General features: G+C 70.7%; 15 protein-coding genes. 9 read left to right on the plus strand and 6 right to left on the minus strand.

Annotated elements, in window-relative coordinates; all coding sequences use genetic code 11:
- Positions 1 to 70 precede the first annotated feature (70 nt).
- The 9 genes from L0984_RS20095 to L0984_RS20140 all read left to right on the plus strand — a co-directional run bounded on the left by L0984_RS20095 (position 71) and on the right by L0984_RS20140 (position 8,653).
- Entirely contained in the window at positions 71 to 1,246 is a 1,176-nt protein-coding gene (locus L0984_RS20095; protein ID WP_234195748.1) for a thiolase domain-containing protein, read from the plus strand.
- Positions 1,247 to 1,250: 4 nt separating this feature from the next.
- On the plus strand, positions 1,251 to 1,649 hold the full coding sequence (locus L0984_RS20100) for a Zn-ribbon domain-containing OB-fold protein (RefSeq protein ID WP_234195750.1): 399 nt from the start codon (positions 1,251 to 1,253) through the stop codon (positions 1,647 to 1,649).
- An 11-nt stretch (positions 1,650 to 1,660) separates the two neighbouring features.
- Positions 1,661 to 2,455 carry an enoyl-CoA hydratase/isomerase family protein gene (locus L0984_RS20105; protein ID WP_234195752.1) on the plus strand — a complete coding sequence of 265 codons (795 nt, stop codon included), beginning with the start codon at positions 1,661 to 1,663 and terminating at the stop codon, positions 2,453 to 2,455.
- Between the two features lie 78 nt (positions 2,456 to 2,533).
- Positions 2,534 to 3,361 (plus strand): FadR/GntR family transcriptional regulator, encoded by an 828-nt coding sequence (locus tag L0984_RS29830; protein WP_255697503.1) that lies wholly within the window; start codon positions 2,534 to 2,536, stop codon positions 3,359 to 3,361.
- A 20-nt stretch (positions 3,362 to 3,381) separates the two neighbouring features.
- Positions 3,382 to 4,209 carry a FadR/GntR family transcriptional regulator gene (locus L0984_RS20120; protein WP_234195753.1) on the plus strand — a complete coding sequence of 276 codons (828 nt, stop codon included), beginning with the start codon at positions 3,382 to 3,384 and terminating at the stop codon, positions 4,207 to 4,209.
- 148 nt (positions 4,210 to 4,357) lie between these two features.
- The gene (locus L0984_RS20125) at positions 4,358 to 4,864 is read left to right on the plus strand and encodes a MaoC/PaaZ C-terminal domain-containing protein (RefSeq protein WP_234195754.1); all 507 of its coding nucleotides are present in this window, start codon (positions 4,358 to 4,360) and stop codon (positions 4,862 to 4,864) included.
- Between the two features lie 140 nt (positions 4,865 to 5,004).
- Positions 5,005 to 5,979, plus strand: a complete 975-nt coding sequence (locus L0984_RS20130; RefSeq protein WP_234195755.1) for a Bug family tripartite tricarboxylate transporter substrate binding protein — start codon at positions 5,005 to 5,007, stop codon at positions 5,977 to 5,979.
- Positions 5,976 to 7,766 (plus strand): FAD-dependent oxidoreductase, encoded by a 1,791-nt coding sequence (locus L0984_RS20135; protein WP_234195756.1) that lies wholly within the window; start codon positions 5,976 to 5,978, stop codon positions 7,764 to 7,766. Before L0984_RS20130 ends, L0984_RS20135 begins: the two co-directional genes overlap by 4 nt.
- Positions 7,766 to 8,653, plus strand: a complete 888-nt coding sequence (locus L0984_RS20140) for a crotonase/enoyl-CoA hydratase family protein (RefSeq protein ID WP_234195758.1) — start codon at positions 7,766 to 7,768, stop codon at positions 8,651 to 8,653. The genes L0984_RS20135 and L0984_RS20140 overlap by 1 nt, the downstream gene beginning before the upstream one ends.
- A 69-nt stretch (positions 8,654 to 8,722) precedes the next feature.
- On the opposite strand, the gene L0984_RS20145 is transcribed toward L0984_RS20140, so the two are convergent.
- The 6 genes from L0984_RS20145 to L0984_RS20170 form a co-directional block, all read right to left on the minus strand.
- Positions 8,723 to 9,688 (minus strand): Bug family tripartite tricarboxylate transporter substrate binding protein, encoded by a 966-nt coding sequence (locus L0984_RS20145; RefSeq protein ID WP_234195760.1) that lies wholly within the window; start codon positions 9,686 to 9,688, stop codon positions 8,723 to 8,725.
- A 187-nt stretch (positions 9,689 to 9,875) separates the two neighbouring features.
- The gene (locus L0984_RS20150) at positions 9,876 to 10,307 is read right to left on the minus strand and encodes a DUF6285 domain-containing protein (protein ID WP_234195762.1); all 432 of its coding nucleotides are present in this window, start codon (positions 10,305 to 10,307) and stop codon (positions 9,876 to 9,878) included.
- The gene (locus L0984_RS20155; protein WP_234195764.1) at positions 10,304 to 11,323 is read right to left on the minus strand and encodes a phosphotransferase family protein; all 1,020 of its coding nucleotides are present in this window, start codon (positions 11,321 to 11,323) and stop codon (positions 10,304 to 10,306) included. The genes L0984_RS20150 and L0984_RS20155 overlap by 4 nt, the downstream gene beginning before the upstream one ends.
- On the minus strand, positions 11,323 to 12,852 hold the full coding sequence (locus L0984_RS20160) for an acyl-CoA synthetase (protein ID WP_234195766.1): 1,530 nt from the start codon (positions 12,850 to 12,852) through the stop codon (positions 11,323 to 11,325). The genes L0984_RS20155 and L0984_RS20160 overlap by 1 nt, the downstream gene beginning before the upstream one ends.
- Positions 12,853 to 12,913: 61 nt before the next feature.
- Positions 12,914 to 14,050: an acyl-CoA dehydrogenase family protein gene (locus L0984_RS20165; RefSeq protein WP_234195768.1), complete on the minus strand. Its 1,137-nt coding sequence runs from the start codon at positions 14,048 to 14,050 to the stop codon at positions 12,914 to 12,916.
- Between the two features lie 13 nt (positions 14,051 to 14,063).
- On the minus strand, positions 14,064 to 15,227 hold the full coding sequence (locus L0984_RS20170) for an acyl-CoA dehydrogenase family protein (RefSeq protein ID WP_234195770.1): 1,164 nt from the start codon (positions 15,225 to 15,227) through the stop codon (positions 14,064 to 14,066).
- Positions 15,228 to 15,331: the final 104 nt, after the last annotated feature.

Below are 15,331 nucleotides of genomic sequence, written 5' to 3' on the forward strand. Positions count from 1 at the left end.
TCTCGTCCCTATTTGGTTGAACCAATATTATGGCGGCGATCATCTTTCAAGGTTCACAGGAGAAACGCCGATGACCATCAAGGGCAAGGCCTGCATCGCAGGGGCCTTCGAGCATCCGACGCGCAAGGCGCCGGACAAGACCGTGGCCCAGCTGCATGCCGAATGCGCGCGCGGCGCGCTGGCCGATTCCGGCCTCACGCTGCAGGACGTGGACGGCTACTTCTGCGCCGGCGACGCGCCCGGCCTCGGCGCCAACAGCATGGCCGACTACCTGGGCCTGACCCGCCTGCGCCACGTCGACACCACGGATACCGGCGGCTCCGCCTACCTCATCCACGTGTCGCATGCCGCGCAGGCCATCGCCGCCGGCAAGTGCGACGTGGCGCTGATCACCCTGGCCGGGCGGCCGCGCACCGAAGGCGGCAGCGGCGTGGGCGTCGGTGCCCGCTTGGTGACGGCCGCCACGCCCGACGCGGCGTGGGAGATGCCGTACTCGCCGGTCACGGTCAACATGTACGCCCTGGCCGCCGCGCGCCACATGCACGAGTACGGCACCACCCTCGAACAGCTGGCCTGGATCAAGGTGGCCGCCTCGCAGCATGCCCAGCACAACCCGCATGCGATGCTGCGGGAGACCGTGACGGTCGAGGAGGTGCTGGCCTCGCCGTTGATCTCCGACCCGCTGCACAAGCTCGACTGCTGTGTGGTGAGCGACGGCGGCGGTGCCCTGGTGGTGGTGCGGCCCGAGATCGCACGCCGGCTCAAGCGGCCCGTGGTGCGGGTGCTGGGTGCCGGCGAAACCATCAAGGGCCAGCTCGGCGGCGCGGTGGACCTGACCTGGTCGGGCGCTGCCGTGTCCGGCCCGGCCGCCTTTGCCGAGGCGGGCGTGAAGCCGGCCGACATCCAGTACGCCTCGATCTACGACAGCTTCACCATCACGGTGCTGATGCAGCTGGAAGACCTCGGCTTCTGCCCCAAGGGCCAGGGCGGCCGCTTCGTGGCCGACGGCAATCTGATCTCCGGCGTGGGCAGGCTGCCCTTCAACACCGACGGTGGCGGCCTGTGCAACAACCACCCGGCCAACCGGGGCGGCATCACCAAGGTGATCGAGGCGGTGCGCCAGCTGCGCGGCGAGGCCCATCCCAAGGTACAGGTGCCCGACTGCCGGCTGGCGCTGGCACAGGGCACGGGCGGCCTGCTCGGCTCGCGCCACGGCAGCGCCACGCTCATCATGGAAAGGGAATGACATCATGGCGACCCCGTACACCGAACGCCCCCTCACCACGCTACCGCACGATGCCGCCACCGAGCGCTTCTGGGCCGGCACCGCCGAACACCTGCTGCTGACGCGCCAGTGCACGAGCTGCCACAAGCCCCACTGGTACCCGCGGCCGGTCTGCCCCTTCTGCCAGGGCGACACCGAGTGGCGCAGCCTGTCGGGCAAGGGCACGATCTACAGCGTCAGCGTGACGCGCCGCGCGGGTCCGGTGGCCTATGCCATCGCCTATGTGACGCTGGACGAGGGCATCACCATGCTGACCAACATCGTGGATTGCGACCTCGATTCGCTGCACATCGGCCAGCGCGTGCAGGTGCGCTTCAAGCCTGCCGAAGACGGCACGCTGGTGCCCATGTTCACGCCCAGCTGAAAGGCGCCGCCATGGACACCTTGCAGTTCGAGGTCCGGGACCAGGTCGGCTGGGTGCGCCTGTCCCGTCCCGCCATCCACAACCCCTTCGACGCGGACCTGCGTGCCGACCTGATGACCGTGCTGGAGCAGGTCCGCGACGACCCCAGCATCCGCGTGCTGGTGCTCACCGCCACGCCCGGCACCTTCTGTGCCGGCGGCAACCTGCATCTGCTCAAGGCGCAGATGGATTCCGGGCCGGCCTACTGGCAGCAGCGCATCCGCGGCGGGCTGCGATTCGTCCAGGACATGCTGAACCTGGGGCGGCCGGTCATCGCCGCCGTGGACGGCCCGGCCATGGGCGCCGGCTTCGCGCTGGCCCTCACGGCCGACATCGTGCTGGCGTCCGAGCGTGCGCGCTTCTGCATGGCCTACCTGCGGCTGGGACTGGTGCCCGATCTGGGCGCGATGTACCTGCTGCCGCGCGCGGTGGGCGTGCAGCGGGCCAAGGAGCTGATCTTCTCCACCCGCGACATCGATGGGCACGAGGCGCAGCGCCTGGGCATCGCGATGGAGGTCCATCCGAGCGAAGCGCTGGAGGCCCGCGCCGCCGCCGTCGCCCGCAGCCTCACGCAGGCCGCGCCCACGGCCCTGGCCCTGACCAAGGCCGCGCTCAATGCTTCGCTCGATGCGGACCAGCAGACCCTGTTCAGCATGGAGGCGGGCAGCCAGGCCGCCGCCTTCGCGGCGCCCGAGCCGCGCGAAGCCATCGAGGCCATGCTGGCCCGGCGGCCGCCGCCGTACCGCGGCTTCCCGCCAGCCGCCTGAGCGCGATCGCCCGAGCGTCCTGCCGGGGCCCGGGGACGCGTCGTCGCTGTATTACGATTGCCCAAAGAGGTTCATCCAATGCCGACGAAGCGCATCTCCCCGTCCATTCCGCGCGCCAAGGCCGGCCCCGGCGCCACAGCCGCCCTCGCAGAACCGGCCGTCACGCCCCTGTTCCAGCCGGTGCGCACGCGCCGCACCTTCGAGGCGGTCGCCAGTCAGATCCGCGAACAGCTGGCCCGCGGCGAGCTGCGCCCCGGCGACCGGCTGCCCGCCGAGAAGGACCTGGCCGAGCAGTTCGATGTCAGCCGAAGCGCCGTGCGCGAGGCGCTGCGCAGCCTGGAGTCGGCGGGCGTGGTGGAGGCCCTCACCGGCCTGAACGGCGGCTTCTTCATCCGCAACGGCAAGCCCACCAGCCTGACCCAGTCCGTGCGCGACATGGTGTCGCTGCAGCAGGCGTCGATCGCCCACGTCACCGAGGCCCGCATCGAGCTGATGGCGGTGGCCATCCGCCTGGCCTGCGAGCGGGCCACCGAGGAGGAGATCGACGCCATCGAGGCCGACATCGACTACCACACCGACCTGTTCCGGCAAGGCCACGGCTCGCGCAATACCCATTCGGTGATCCGCTTCTACCAGCTCATCGCCGAGGCCACCCACAACGAGGTGTTCACGGCGATGGTCGATGCGTTGTCGGAAATCATCCGCGGCCTGCTGGCCCAGGTGGACCCGCGTCCGCGCAAGGACTTCATGCAGGTGCGCCGCAAGGTGCTCACGCACCTGCGCGCCCGCGATGCCTCGGCCGCGGCGGCGGCCATGACGGCACACCTCAAGCTCATCAGCGACTACCTCGAAAGCGAAAGCAAGAAGGCCGCGACCAAGCGCGCCGCTGCCCGCCGGGCCGCTTGACGCCCCAGCTCTCCAGACCCATGGCAACCAAGACTTCGTCTCCCTCCGCTCTCTCCGCCGCGCCGCATCCCGACCCGGCGGCGCCGGCCGTGCGCTTCCAGGCCGTGCGCTCGGCCCGCGCCTTCGAGGAGATCGCCGACCAGATCCGCACCGAACTGGCCGAAGGCCGGCTGAAGGTGGGCAGCCGCCTGCCGGCCGAACGGGCCCTGGCGGTGCAGTTCGGCGTGTCGCGCAACACGCTGCGCGAGGCACTGCGCTCGCTGGAACACGGCGGCCTGGTGCGGCTGCAGAAGGGCGCCAGCGGCGGTGCCTTCATCAGCGAAGGCTCGGGCCTGGCCATCACCACCAGCCTGATGGACCTGTACCACATCGGCACCATCACGCCCGCCCACCTGACCGAGGCGCGCATCTGGCTCGAATCGGTGATCGTGCGCGAGGCCTGCAGCCGCGCCACGCCCGCGGACCTGGAGGCGCTGCGCAACAACGTCGAGGCCGCCGCTCAGGCCACGAAGGACGGCGACTTCCAGCGCCGCGCCGAGATGCACCTGGACTTCCACCGCATCCTGGCGCGCATGACGGGCAACCCGCTCATGGTGCTGATGATGGACAGCCTGATGGCCGTGCTCAGCCGTTTCATCCAGACCCTGGGCGAGTACGAGAACGCCTTTGTGCTGCCCTCGCGCAAGCGCTTCCTCAAGCACATGGAGGCGCGCGACGTCGACGCCGCCGTGGCCGAGATGGAGGCCAGCCTCAAGCGCCTGCAGAAGGGCTACCTCTCGCACCTGGCGACCGATGACGCTACGTCGGCGCCCGCGCCCCGCAGCCGCGCACCGGCCAAGAAGCGCTGAGCGCCGCGGGGTCGCGCCCCGCTTCCTTTTTCCTGTCTTTCCTGCCTCGCCGTTGGCGAAGGCGGATGCTCGCGGCCGCCTGCCCGGTGCGGCCGCGTTGCGTGCATGCGTCTTCGAGCCATAGAATGGCTCTACCATTGACAAATGCATGGCCTGCAGCCGTGCGGCCACCACCATGTCCTACACCTACGAGCGCACCCCGCGCGGGATGTATTTCGAGGATTTCGAGATCGGCCGGACCATCGTCACCTCGCGGCGCACGGTCACGCTGACCGACATCGTCAACTTTGCCTGCCTGTCGGGCGACCACAACGCGCCGCACGTCGACCATGAGTTCTGCAAGACCCAGTCCTATGGCGAGCCCATCGCGCACGGTCCATTGGTGCTGGCCATCGTGGGCGGGCTGCAGTGCCTCACCGGCATCAACGACGGCACCATCATCGCCATGACGGGCCTGGACCAGTGGCGCATGCACCTGCCGGTGAAGGCGGGCGACACCATCCATGCGCTGATCACGCCGGTGGAGAAGAAGCTCACCAGCAGCGGCACGAAGGGCATCGTGACCTGCGAACGCATCGTCAAGAACCAGCGCGGCGAGACGGTGCACACCATGGTGATCGGCAACATGTACCGCTGCCGGCCGACGGCCGCCTGACCGCGGCGACGGCCGGGCATGCGCCGCCAGGGGGCGGCCTCCGGTCAACCCCTAGGTGGACAGCGCGCAGGGACGGGCCACAATCTTATTGGCCCAACCATTGATTTCCCACCGACGCGCCGCCAAAAGGAAGACAGCCCATGCACCGCCCGACCGCCGCCCGAATCCTCTGCCTGGCCTTCGCTGCCGCGGCGCCGGCACTCGCCGCCGCCCAGGAGGCGTATCCGACTCGGCCCATCACCATCGTCGTGCCCTACGCGGCCGGCGGCACCAGCGATGGCCAGGTTCGCATGTTCCAGGACGCGCTGGGCAAGGAACTGGGCCAGCCCATCGTGGTGGACAACCGCCCCGGCGCCTCGGGCGCCATCGCCGCCCAGCTGGTGGCGCGCGCACGGCCCGACGGCTACACCCTGCTCTATCCCAACAACGGTGTGCTGACCACGCCGTTGCTCAACGACAAGGCCGGCTACGACGCCTTCAAGGACTTGCGGCCCGTGACGCTGACCTCGGTGGTGCCCATGGTGCTGGTGGTCAACAAGGCCGTGCCTGCGGACGACGCCAAGTCCTTCTTCGAATGGGCGCGCAAGCAGCCCAAGGGCGTCATGTACGCCTCCGCCGGCACGGCCTCCTACGGCCATCTCTCCACGGCCCGCCTCATCCAGCTGTCGGGCATCAAGGCCGAACACATTCCCTACAAGGGCGAGGCGGCCTCCACCATGGCGGCGCGCACGGGCGAGGTGCAGATGCTGGTGACCACGCCCTCCTCCGCCATGCTGGGCCAGGTGCAGCAGGGCAACCTGAAGCTGCTGGGCGTCGGCACCCGGGAACCCTCCAGCGTGGTACCGGGCACCCCGCCCCTGAACCGCGCCGTGCCCGGCTACGAGGCCCAGGCCTGGTTCGGCGTCATGGCACCGTCGGGAACGCCCGACGCCGTGGTGGAACGGCTCAACGCCGCCTTCCGCAAGGTCATGGCCGACGACGGGCTCAAGACCCGGCTGCTCGCCACCGGGGCCGTGGCTCGCACCACCAGCCCGGCCGAGTTCGCCCAGATGATGAGGACCGAGTCCGATCAGCTGCGCGAGATCGTCACCCAGTTCAACATCAAGGCGGAATGAACGCGCGCGCCCCCGAAGCGGCGGAGCACGACCTGGTGGTCGTCGGCTCTGGCGCAGCAGGCCTGACCGCCGCGATCACGGCCCGCAAGCGCGGGCTGGATGTGGTGGTGCTCGAAAAGGAGCCCGTCTTCGGCGGCACCACGGCACTGTCGGGTGGCGTGCTGTGGATTCCGCTGACGCACCACGGCCTGCGGCAGAACCCGGCCGACACCGCAGAACAAGTACGTGCCTTCATGCAGGCCGAGACCGGCCGGTTCTACGACGCAGCCGCGGTGGACGCCTTCATCGAGAACGGCCCGCGCATGGTGGACTTCCTGGAGCGCGAGACGGCCATGCAGTTCGTGCCCACGCTCTACCCCGACTACCACCCCACCGCGCCGGGCGGCGCCGACGTCGGCCGCTCGATCCTGGCCAAGCCCTACGACATCCGCGGCCTGGGCAAGGACATGGCCCGGCTCAAGCCGCCGCTGCGCAGCATCACCTTCATGGGGATGATGTTCAACTCGTCCAACGCCGACCTGAAGCACTTCTTCCGGGCCACCAAGTCGCTCACCTCCTTCTTCTACGTGGCGCGGCGCCTGGCCAACCACCTCAAGGAGCTGCTGCTCTACCGCCGCGCCGTGCAGGTCACCAGCGGCAATGCGCTGGCGGCACGGCTGGCGCAGTCCGCGCTGGACCTGGGCATTCCCATCCTGACCGGCATGCCGGCACAACGTCTGCTGGTGGAGGACGGCCGCGTCACCGGCGTGGTGGCCGGACCGGACGGGGCCGAGCGCACGCTGCGGGCACGGCATGGGGTGATCCTTGCCTGCGGCGGATTTCCGCACGACACCCGCCGGATCGCGCAGGCCTACCCGCACCTTCGACGCAGCCACCGCCACCTGTCGCCCACGCCGCAGAGCAACACCGGCGACGGCTGCGCCATGGCCGAAGCGGCCGGCGGCGTGGTGGAGATCCGCTTCCAGGAGCCCGCCGCCTGGATGCCCGTCACCCATGTGGATTTCGGCGGCGGCCAGACCGGCGTGTTCCCGCATCTGCTGGATCGCTACAAGCCCGGCGTGATCGGCGTGATGGCCAACGGCCGGCGCTTCACCAACGAATCCAACTCCTACCACGACGTCGGCGCCGCCCTGCACCGGGCCTGCGAAGGCATGCCCGAGACCGCGATGTGGCTCGTCTGCGACCAGGCTGCGCTCAGCAAGTACGGCCTGGGCTACGTCAAGCCGGCGCCGATTCCGCATGGCGCGCTGCTGCGCAATGGCTATCTCCTGCGCGGCCGCACGCTGGAAGAGCTGGCCCGCAACGCCGGCATCGACCCTGACGGTCTGGCCCGCACCGTGGCCGACTACAACCAGCCCGCGGCGCGGGGCGAGGACCCGGCCTTCGGTCGCGGCAGCACCAGTTTCAACCGCTACCTGGCCGACCCCGAACACGGACCCAACCCCTGCGTGGCGCCCCTCGCCCAGGGGCCCTTCTACGCCATCAAGCTGCTGATGGGCGACCTGGGCACCTTCGACGGCCTGAGCACTGCCGTCACCGGCGAAGTGCTGCGCCGTGACGGCAGCACGATTCCCGGCCTCTATGCGGCGGGCAACGACCGAGCCAGCGTGATGGGTGGCAACTACCCGGCCGCGGGCATCACGCACGGGCCCAACATGGCCTTCGCCTTTCTCACGGCCAACCAGATTGCCGATCAGGCGCTGCAACTCGGCAAGGCGGCGCCGTCCATGCCAGTCGGGCAGCCGATGCCAGGCGTTGCGGCGGGCCAACCGGTGCAGGTGGCGTGATGGGCAAGTGGCGAACCGAAGCGCGCTTCGTCGGCATGACAGTGGACGACGGGGTCGCCCGCGTCACCCTCGACCATCCGGCACGCCGCAACGCCCTGTCGTGGGACATGCTGGTCGAGCTGCGGGCCGCGCTGCTGGAGGCGGACGACCTGCGCGCCGTGCATGTCATCGTGCTCGAAGGCGCAGGGCCGGACTTCTGCGCCGGCTACGACATGCAGTCGGCCTACGCGCGCTATGCCAGCGAATCCGCCGGCGAGGCCGGCGCGGACGTCTACCGCAGCGGCAGCGGCTCCTTCGACGACGATGCCTGGAAGCTCGAGCGCTTCCAGGAACTGCTGCGCACGCCCTTCACGCTGCACAAGCCGGTGATCGCCAAGGTGCATGGCCATTGCGTGGCCGGTGGCACCGACTTGGCGCTGTACTGCGACATGGTGATCGCCGCGGACGACGCCCGCATCGGCTTCCCGGCCACGCGCGCCATGGGCTCGCCGCCCAACCACATGTGGTTCTACAACGTGGGGCCGCAATGGGCCAAGCGGCTGCTGCTGAGCGGGGATGTGGTCAGCGGTGCCGATGCGGCGCGAATCGGCCTGGCCGTGGCCAGCGCACCGGCCGAGGCGCTGGAGCAAGAGGTGATGAGCCTGGCGCGCCGCCTCGCCACCATCGATGCGGAGCTGCTGGCCACCAACAAGCGCATCGTCAACATCGCACTGGAACTCGCGGGTGCCGGCACCATCGCCCGCCTGGCCGCCGAGATGGACAGCCGGGCCCACCTGAGCCGCGCCAAGCGGGAATTCGATGCCGACGTGGCGGCGATGGGCTTCAAGGCCGCCGCACGTCGGCGGGACGAACCCTTCGGCGACGGCACGGTGCGACCCAGCTGGTGAGGCCTGCGGCGCCCGCAGGCGCCGTGGCTCCAGGCCCCAGAGGCCCCGGGCCGCCGGCTTGGCCCCTTCTCAGAGCTTGACGCGCCCCGAGCGCACCAGCTTCTCCGAACTCGCCAGCTGCTCCTTAAAGAAGGCGTGCGTGCGATCCGGCGCCCAGCCGACCGAGTCGAAGCCCAGCTCGGCAATCTTGGCCTTGACGTCGGGCAGCAGCACGATCTCGTTGACCTCCTTCGTGAGCAGGTCCACCACGGCCTTGGGCGTGCCGGCGGGTGCCATCAGCGCCGCCCAGCCCGGCATGTCCACGCCGGGATAGCCGAGTTCGGCAAAGGTGGGCACGTCGGGATAGCTGGGCGAGCGCTCGGCCGAGGCCACGGCCAGCGTGCGGATGCGACCCGGGTAGCGCTTGGTGCCGCCGATGGAGGCGCACACGGCCTGCACCTGGCCGCCGATCACGTCCTGCAGCGCAGGCGCCTCGCCCTTGTAGGGCACATGGATGGTCTCGATGCCGGCCGCCACGTTGAACAGCTCGCCGACGAAGTGCCCACCCGAGCCCTGCCCGTAGGAGGCGTAGGCGAGCTGCCCCGGCCGGGTCTTGGCCAGCGCCACGTACTGCCGCAGCGTGGAGGCCGCGAGGTTTTCGCTGATGCCCAGTGCGATGGGCGTGAGCGCGAGCATGCCCACGGTGCTGAAGTCCTCTTGCCGGTAACCCGGCTTGGACATCAGCAGCAGGTTGCTGAGAAAGGCGCTATAGGCCAGCAGCAGCGTGTAGCCGTCAGGGGCAGCCCGGGCCACGGTCTGTGCCGCGATGGCACCGGTGGCGCCGGGCTTGGACTCCACGATCACCGGCTGGCCCAGCCGCTCGGTGAGCTTCTGGCCCACCAGCCGCATCATGATGTCGTGGCCGCCGCCCGGGGGCGTGGGGATGATGAAGCGGATGACGTTGTTGGGATAGCCCTGCGCCTGGGCCGCCGTGGTGGCGGCGCCGCCCAGGGTGGCCAGGCCGGCCGCCAGCACCTGTCGCCGGGAAAATTCCATGGTGTGCGTCTCTTTGATTGGTTGAACCATCTACGTTATCAGGACGGAGGCGCCTCGCGCTCGGGAATAACGCGAAGGTGGCGCCCCGTGTGCCTTCGCCGGCAGCGGATGCATGGCGTTGACTGGCCTTCGGGTGCGCTTCACGAGTGCGCGCGCCGTCGGCATCTGCGGAGTCGGGCGAGCATCCCTAGCCGCCGGTGTCGCCGCCCGGCTGCACCCAGCGGGGGCTGTTGATGGCAAGCGCATCCCGCAGCCCATCGCGCAGATACGCCAGCAGGGTTGGCGAATCGAGCGGCAGCCGGCCGGAGGCGATCTCCGCGCGCAGGGCGTCGTCCGGGGCCAGGGCATCCGCTTGCGCCTCTGCGGCCGAGCGCTCACCGAGCAGCGCGGCCAGCCCGGCCCGCGCCTGCGCGTCGGCCGCCGGGCCAAGGCGCAGCTCACGCGCCACCAGCCGCAGCACGTTGACGCACACCCGCAGCTGGAAGGCGTGATAGCCGTCCAGCGAGGGGCGCAGTTCCAGGTCGAGGTAGTCGGCCGCGGCATCGAGCAGCACCTCGGCGGGCGGCACCCGTGTGGACACGGGGCGGTCTTCGGCCTTGCCTGCGGAGGGGGCGCTCACGGCGCCATCTCCAGCGGCGCGACCAGGTTCAGAAAGTCCCACAGCGGCTCCTCCATGCGGCGGCCGATGGCGGCCAGTTCCAGGCTGGCGGGGCGGCCGTCGGGCCGCTTCTGGCTGCCGCGGCGGGCGCAGGCGATGGCCCACTTGAGATTGGCGAAGGCCTCCCAGAAGCGCACCCGCTGCGGGTCGACGGGCTGCCCGGAAGCCGACTCATAGGCGGCATAGAGCGCCTCGCGCGCGCCGAAGCCGCCCACTTCGCCCGGGCCGCCGAATCGCCAGGTGCGCATGCACAGCACGCCCAGGTCCTGCATGGGATCGCCGATGCGGGCGATCTCCCAGTCCAGCACGCAGCACACACCGTCCGGCCCGACGACGAGGTTGCCGGTGCGGAAGTCGGCATGCACCAGCGCCGGCGCCACCGGCGGCGGCAGGTGGCGGCCGATCCAGGCCATGGCATGGTCGAGCGCGGCATGGCGCACGCCGCAGCCATCGAGCAGGGCGCGGTAGGCCGCCAGTTCCTGCGCCGGCGTGAAGGCCTGCAGGAAGGACAGCCCGCGGATGGGCGTGCGATGGATCGTGGCGAGGATCTCGCCGCACTGGCCCGCCATGCGGGTGCGGGCAGCTGCGAAGGCCTCGTCGCGCAGGATGCGCCGGCCCAGCGTCTCGCCGGCCACGCGCCGGGTGACGTAGCCCTCACCCAGGCCGTCCTCGGGCGCGAGCACCGCCTCCACCACGGGCGCGGGCGTGCCGGCGGCGCGGGCGGCCTGCATCAGCGCCGCCTCCTGCGGGCCGTTCAGCTTGGGCACCTGGCCGGCGGCGGCACCGAGTGGGGGCGTCTGCTGCAGGATCAGCGGCTGCGGCGGCGCGCCCGGCACGGCCCAGTCGAAGGACCAGGTGGCCTTGGTCCCGCCGGCCGTCAGCCGCTGCAGGCCACGCACCTCGCCGGTCGAACCGGAGCGGCGCGCCAGCACACGGCCCAGCGCGTCCGCGACTTCGTCGCTTGGCGACGCGGCCATCAGATCTGCCGGCCGGTGTTCTGCCAGAAGGGATCGCGCAGCCGGCGCTTGAAGATCTTGCCGCTGTCCTCGCGCGGCAGGCTGGCATGGAAGTCGATGCGCCGCGGCACCTTGTAGCGGGCCAGGCGGGCTTCCAGGTAGTGGCGGATGTCCGCCTCCGTGAGCTGCGCGCCGGGCTCGCGCTCCACGGCCGCAGCCAGCGACTCGCCGAAGTCCTCGTCCGGAATGCCGAAGACGGCGCAGTCGCGCACGCCCGGGCACTGGGCCAGCACCATCTCGATCTCCGCGGGATACACGTTGGTGCCACCGAAGATCACCATGTCCGAGCGGCGGTCGCACAGGTACAGCCGGCCGTCCTTGAGGTAGCCGACGTCGCCCACGCTGATCAGGCCGTCGCGCTCGACGCTGCTGCGCTTGGCGTCGTTGTTGAGGTAGGTGAAGTCGGGATAGGCGGACACGCGCATGTAGATCTCGCCGATCTCGCCCTCGGGCACCGGGCGGCCGTCCTCGCCGTAGAAGGCCACGCGCGTGCCCGGCGTGGGGGTGCCGACCGAGCCGGGGTGCGCCAGCCAGTCCTGCGGCGTGGACAGCGTGGCCGTGCCCACCTCAGTGCCGCCGTAGGTCTCGTAGACCACCGGCCCCCACCAGTCCATCAGGGCCTGCTTGACCTCACGCGGGCACGGCGCGCCGGTGTGGGTGACCCACTGCAGCGAGCCCACGTCGTAGCGCGCGCGCACCTCGGCCGGCAGCTTGAGCAGGCGCACGAACATGGTGGGCACCATCACCGCATGGGTGATGCGGTGCCGGGCGATCAGCGCCAGGGTTTCCTCGGCGTCGAACTTGGACTGCACCACCAGCAGCTCGGCCGCACCGAAGGCCTGGCGGCCATAGGCATTGGGCGAGGCGTGGTACAGCGGGCCGGTGATCAGCGCCCGCACGCCGGGCACGAGGCCGTACACGCGCTCGATGATCTCCCGGTAGGCCTGCGCCTGCTCGGGCGTGGAGGGATGGCGCCGCACGCCCTTGGGATGCCCGGTGGTGCCCGAGGTGTAGATCATGGTCGCGCGGCTCGGCCGCGGCGCCGCGTCCCAGGGCGCGAAGCGTTCGCACCATTGCGGCCAGAGCACGTCGTCGGGCGCGGGTCGGGCCTGCGCGGCGTCGATGCCGTAGCGCGCCAGCACCTGCGGCGGCGTGGGCACCACGCGCACGACGAGCCCGGCCGGCAGCCGGCCGCGCAGCGGCGCCAGCAGGTCCGCATGGGCCACCAGCACCTTGGGGCGGGCGTCCTCCAGCACGTAGAGCAGTTCCTCCGCCTTGCCGTGCCAGTTCAGCGGAACCGCGTAGGCACCGATGGCGGCCGCCGCCTGCTGCACCTCGAAGAAGGCGAAGTCGTTGCGCAGCAGCAGCGCCACGCAGTCGCCCTCGGCAACGCCCAGCTCGGCCATACCGGTGGCTGCGCGCCGGGCCTGCAATTGCACCTGCGACCGGGGCACGCCCTGGTCATCCAGATAGATCATGGCTTCGTTCATGGCCGTCTTGCTCTGCTCGTTGTCTCTGATGTTTCTATCGGGGGCTGGTCATCGGCGCCCGTCACGCCGCCAGCGCGGTCGCCAGCCGCGCCGTATGGGCACCGCTGTCGCCGAACAGCTGGTCCATCACGTGGATGCGGCGCAGGCAGTGGCCGACGGCGTATTCCTCGGTCATGCCGATACCCCCGTGCAGCTGGATGGCGCCATGCGCCACCTCGCGTGCATGGCGGCCGACGCACAGCTTGGCACGGTGCAGGTCGAGGCTCGACTCGTCGCCCTCGGGCAGATCGACCGCGACCGCGGCGGCCATGGCCATGCTGCGGGCCATCTCCAGGTCCACGCGCATCTCGGCCACCCGATGACGCAGCGCCTGGTTCTCGCCGATGGCGCGGCCGAACTGCTTGCGGGTGTGAAGGTAGTCGACCGCGAGCCGGTTGGCGGTCTCCGCCGCGCCCAGCATGTCGGCGCAGGCGAGCGCGATGCCCATGGCGACCGCACCGTCGATGGCACGGCCGCCCGCATCGCCGTCGGCGGGTTCGGCCAGGGGACGGGCCGGCACGGCCACCAGCCTCAGTTCGGCGGCCGGCGTGTCGTCCACCAGCCGGTAGGTGCGCCATTGCAGCCCGGGGGCGCCGGCATCGACGAGGAAGAGCGCACGGCCAGCCGGGCTGTCCGCGCTGCCGTCGATGCGGGCACTGACGATGACGTGGCCGGCCGAGCCCGCACCGAGCACATGGGCCTTGGCGCCATCAAGCACCCACGCTCCGCCGCGGCGCGTGGCGCGGGTCTCGATCCAGCAGGGCGCGTGCCGGCCGGCGATTTCGTCATGGGCCCAGGCCATGCGCGCGCTGCCGTCGGCCAGGGCGGGCAGCCGCTCGGCGCACAGTGCCTCGTCGGCGCCCAGTCGCAGCACCGTCGCAGCCAACACCTGGGGCAGCAGCGGCTCCAGGCACAGGGCCCCACCCAGGGCCTGCATCACCGGCAGCAGGGCGCGGGCGCCGCCGTCGAAGCCGCCGTGCGCCGACGGCACCGCCAGCGCGGTGACGCCCAGCTCGGCCAGGTGCTGCCAGGTCTGCGGGTCCTGCCCGCCCTCGCTGGCAGCATGGGCGCGGCGCTGCTCGAAGCCGTAGCGCTCGGCCATCAGGCGCGTCAGGCTGTCCTGCAGCGCGCGTTGTTCATCGTCGAGTTCGAAATTCATCGGGTTCCCTGCCTCATCCCAGGATGGCCTTGGCCAGAATGTCCTTCTGCACTTCGCTGGTGCCGCCGTAGATGCTGGCGGCGCGCGAGTAGAAGTAGCGTGGCACCAGCGGGCCGTGCACGAGTTCCTCGTCGCCCTCGCGCTGCTCCAGGCCGGCCGGACCGGCGAGCCGCGCCAGCAGCGCATTCACCGCCTGCTGCAGCGCCACGCCCTTGAGCTTGAGCACCGACGCGAAGGCCGGCAGCGCCTGCTGCTCGGCGGGGGTGAGCAGGAAGCGGTAGTTGGTCAGCTCGAGTGCGCGGATCTCCGCATCGAGTGCCGCCATCTCGGCGCGCAGCCCGGCATCGTCGATCAGCCGCCCGCCTTGGGGCAGCGCCGGGGCCGCCATGTGGCGTGCAAGGTCCAGCCGCTCGCGGCACAGCCCGACGTTGGCGATGCCGGTGCGCTCGTTGCCGAGCAGGAACTTGGCGCAGTCCCAGCCCTTGTTCTCCTCGCCCACCAGGTTGGCCACGGGCACCTGCACGTCGTCGAAGAACACCTCGTTGAGGTGGTGGCCACCGTCGATGGAGCGGATGGGGCGGATGGTGATGCCGGGCGACTTCAGGTCGATCAGCAGGAAGGAGATGCCGGCCTGCTTGCGGGCTTCGGGGTCGGTGCGCACCAGCGCGAACACCCAGTCGGCGAGGTGGGCGGTGGTGGTCCAGATCTTCTGCCCGTTGACCACATAGTGGTCGCCCCGGCGCTCGGCGCGGGTGCGCAGCGAGGCCAGGTCCGAGCCGGCACCCGGTTCCGAGAAGCCCTGGCAGAACCACAGGTCGAGGTTGGCGAGCCGCGGCAGAAAGTGGTCGCACTGCGCCGGCGTGCCGAACTTCATCAGCACCGGGCCCAGCATGGTGAGGTTGAACACCTGCGGCAGCGGTGCAGGCGCGCGGTAGAGCTCGTCCATGAGGATCAGACGCTCCATCTGCCCCAGCTCGGCGCCACCATAGCGCGCCGGCCAGTGCGGCGCGGCCCAACCGCGCTCATTGAGGATGCGCTGCCAGGTCACGGTGTCCTGCTTGCGCGCCGGATGGCCGGCGCGCAGACGCGAGCGGATGTCCGCCGGCAGACGCTCGTCGATGAAGGCCCGTACCTCGGCACGGAAGGCGCGCTGCGCCGGTGTGAACTCCAGATCCATCCAGTCCTCTCGATGGGGCCGGCCCGGAAAGGCGGCCCGCAGAAAATTATGGTTCAACCAATGATTGATGGCAATGGCGGCGGACCCGGGTGCCGCGGCGCCCT

The organism is Pseudacidovorax sp. NFM-22 (genome assembly GCF_021401245.1).
Classification (GTDB): domain Bacteria; phylum Pseudomonadota; class Gammaproteobacteria; order Burkholderiales; family Burkholderiaceae_C; genus Xenophilus.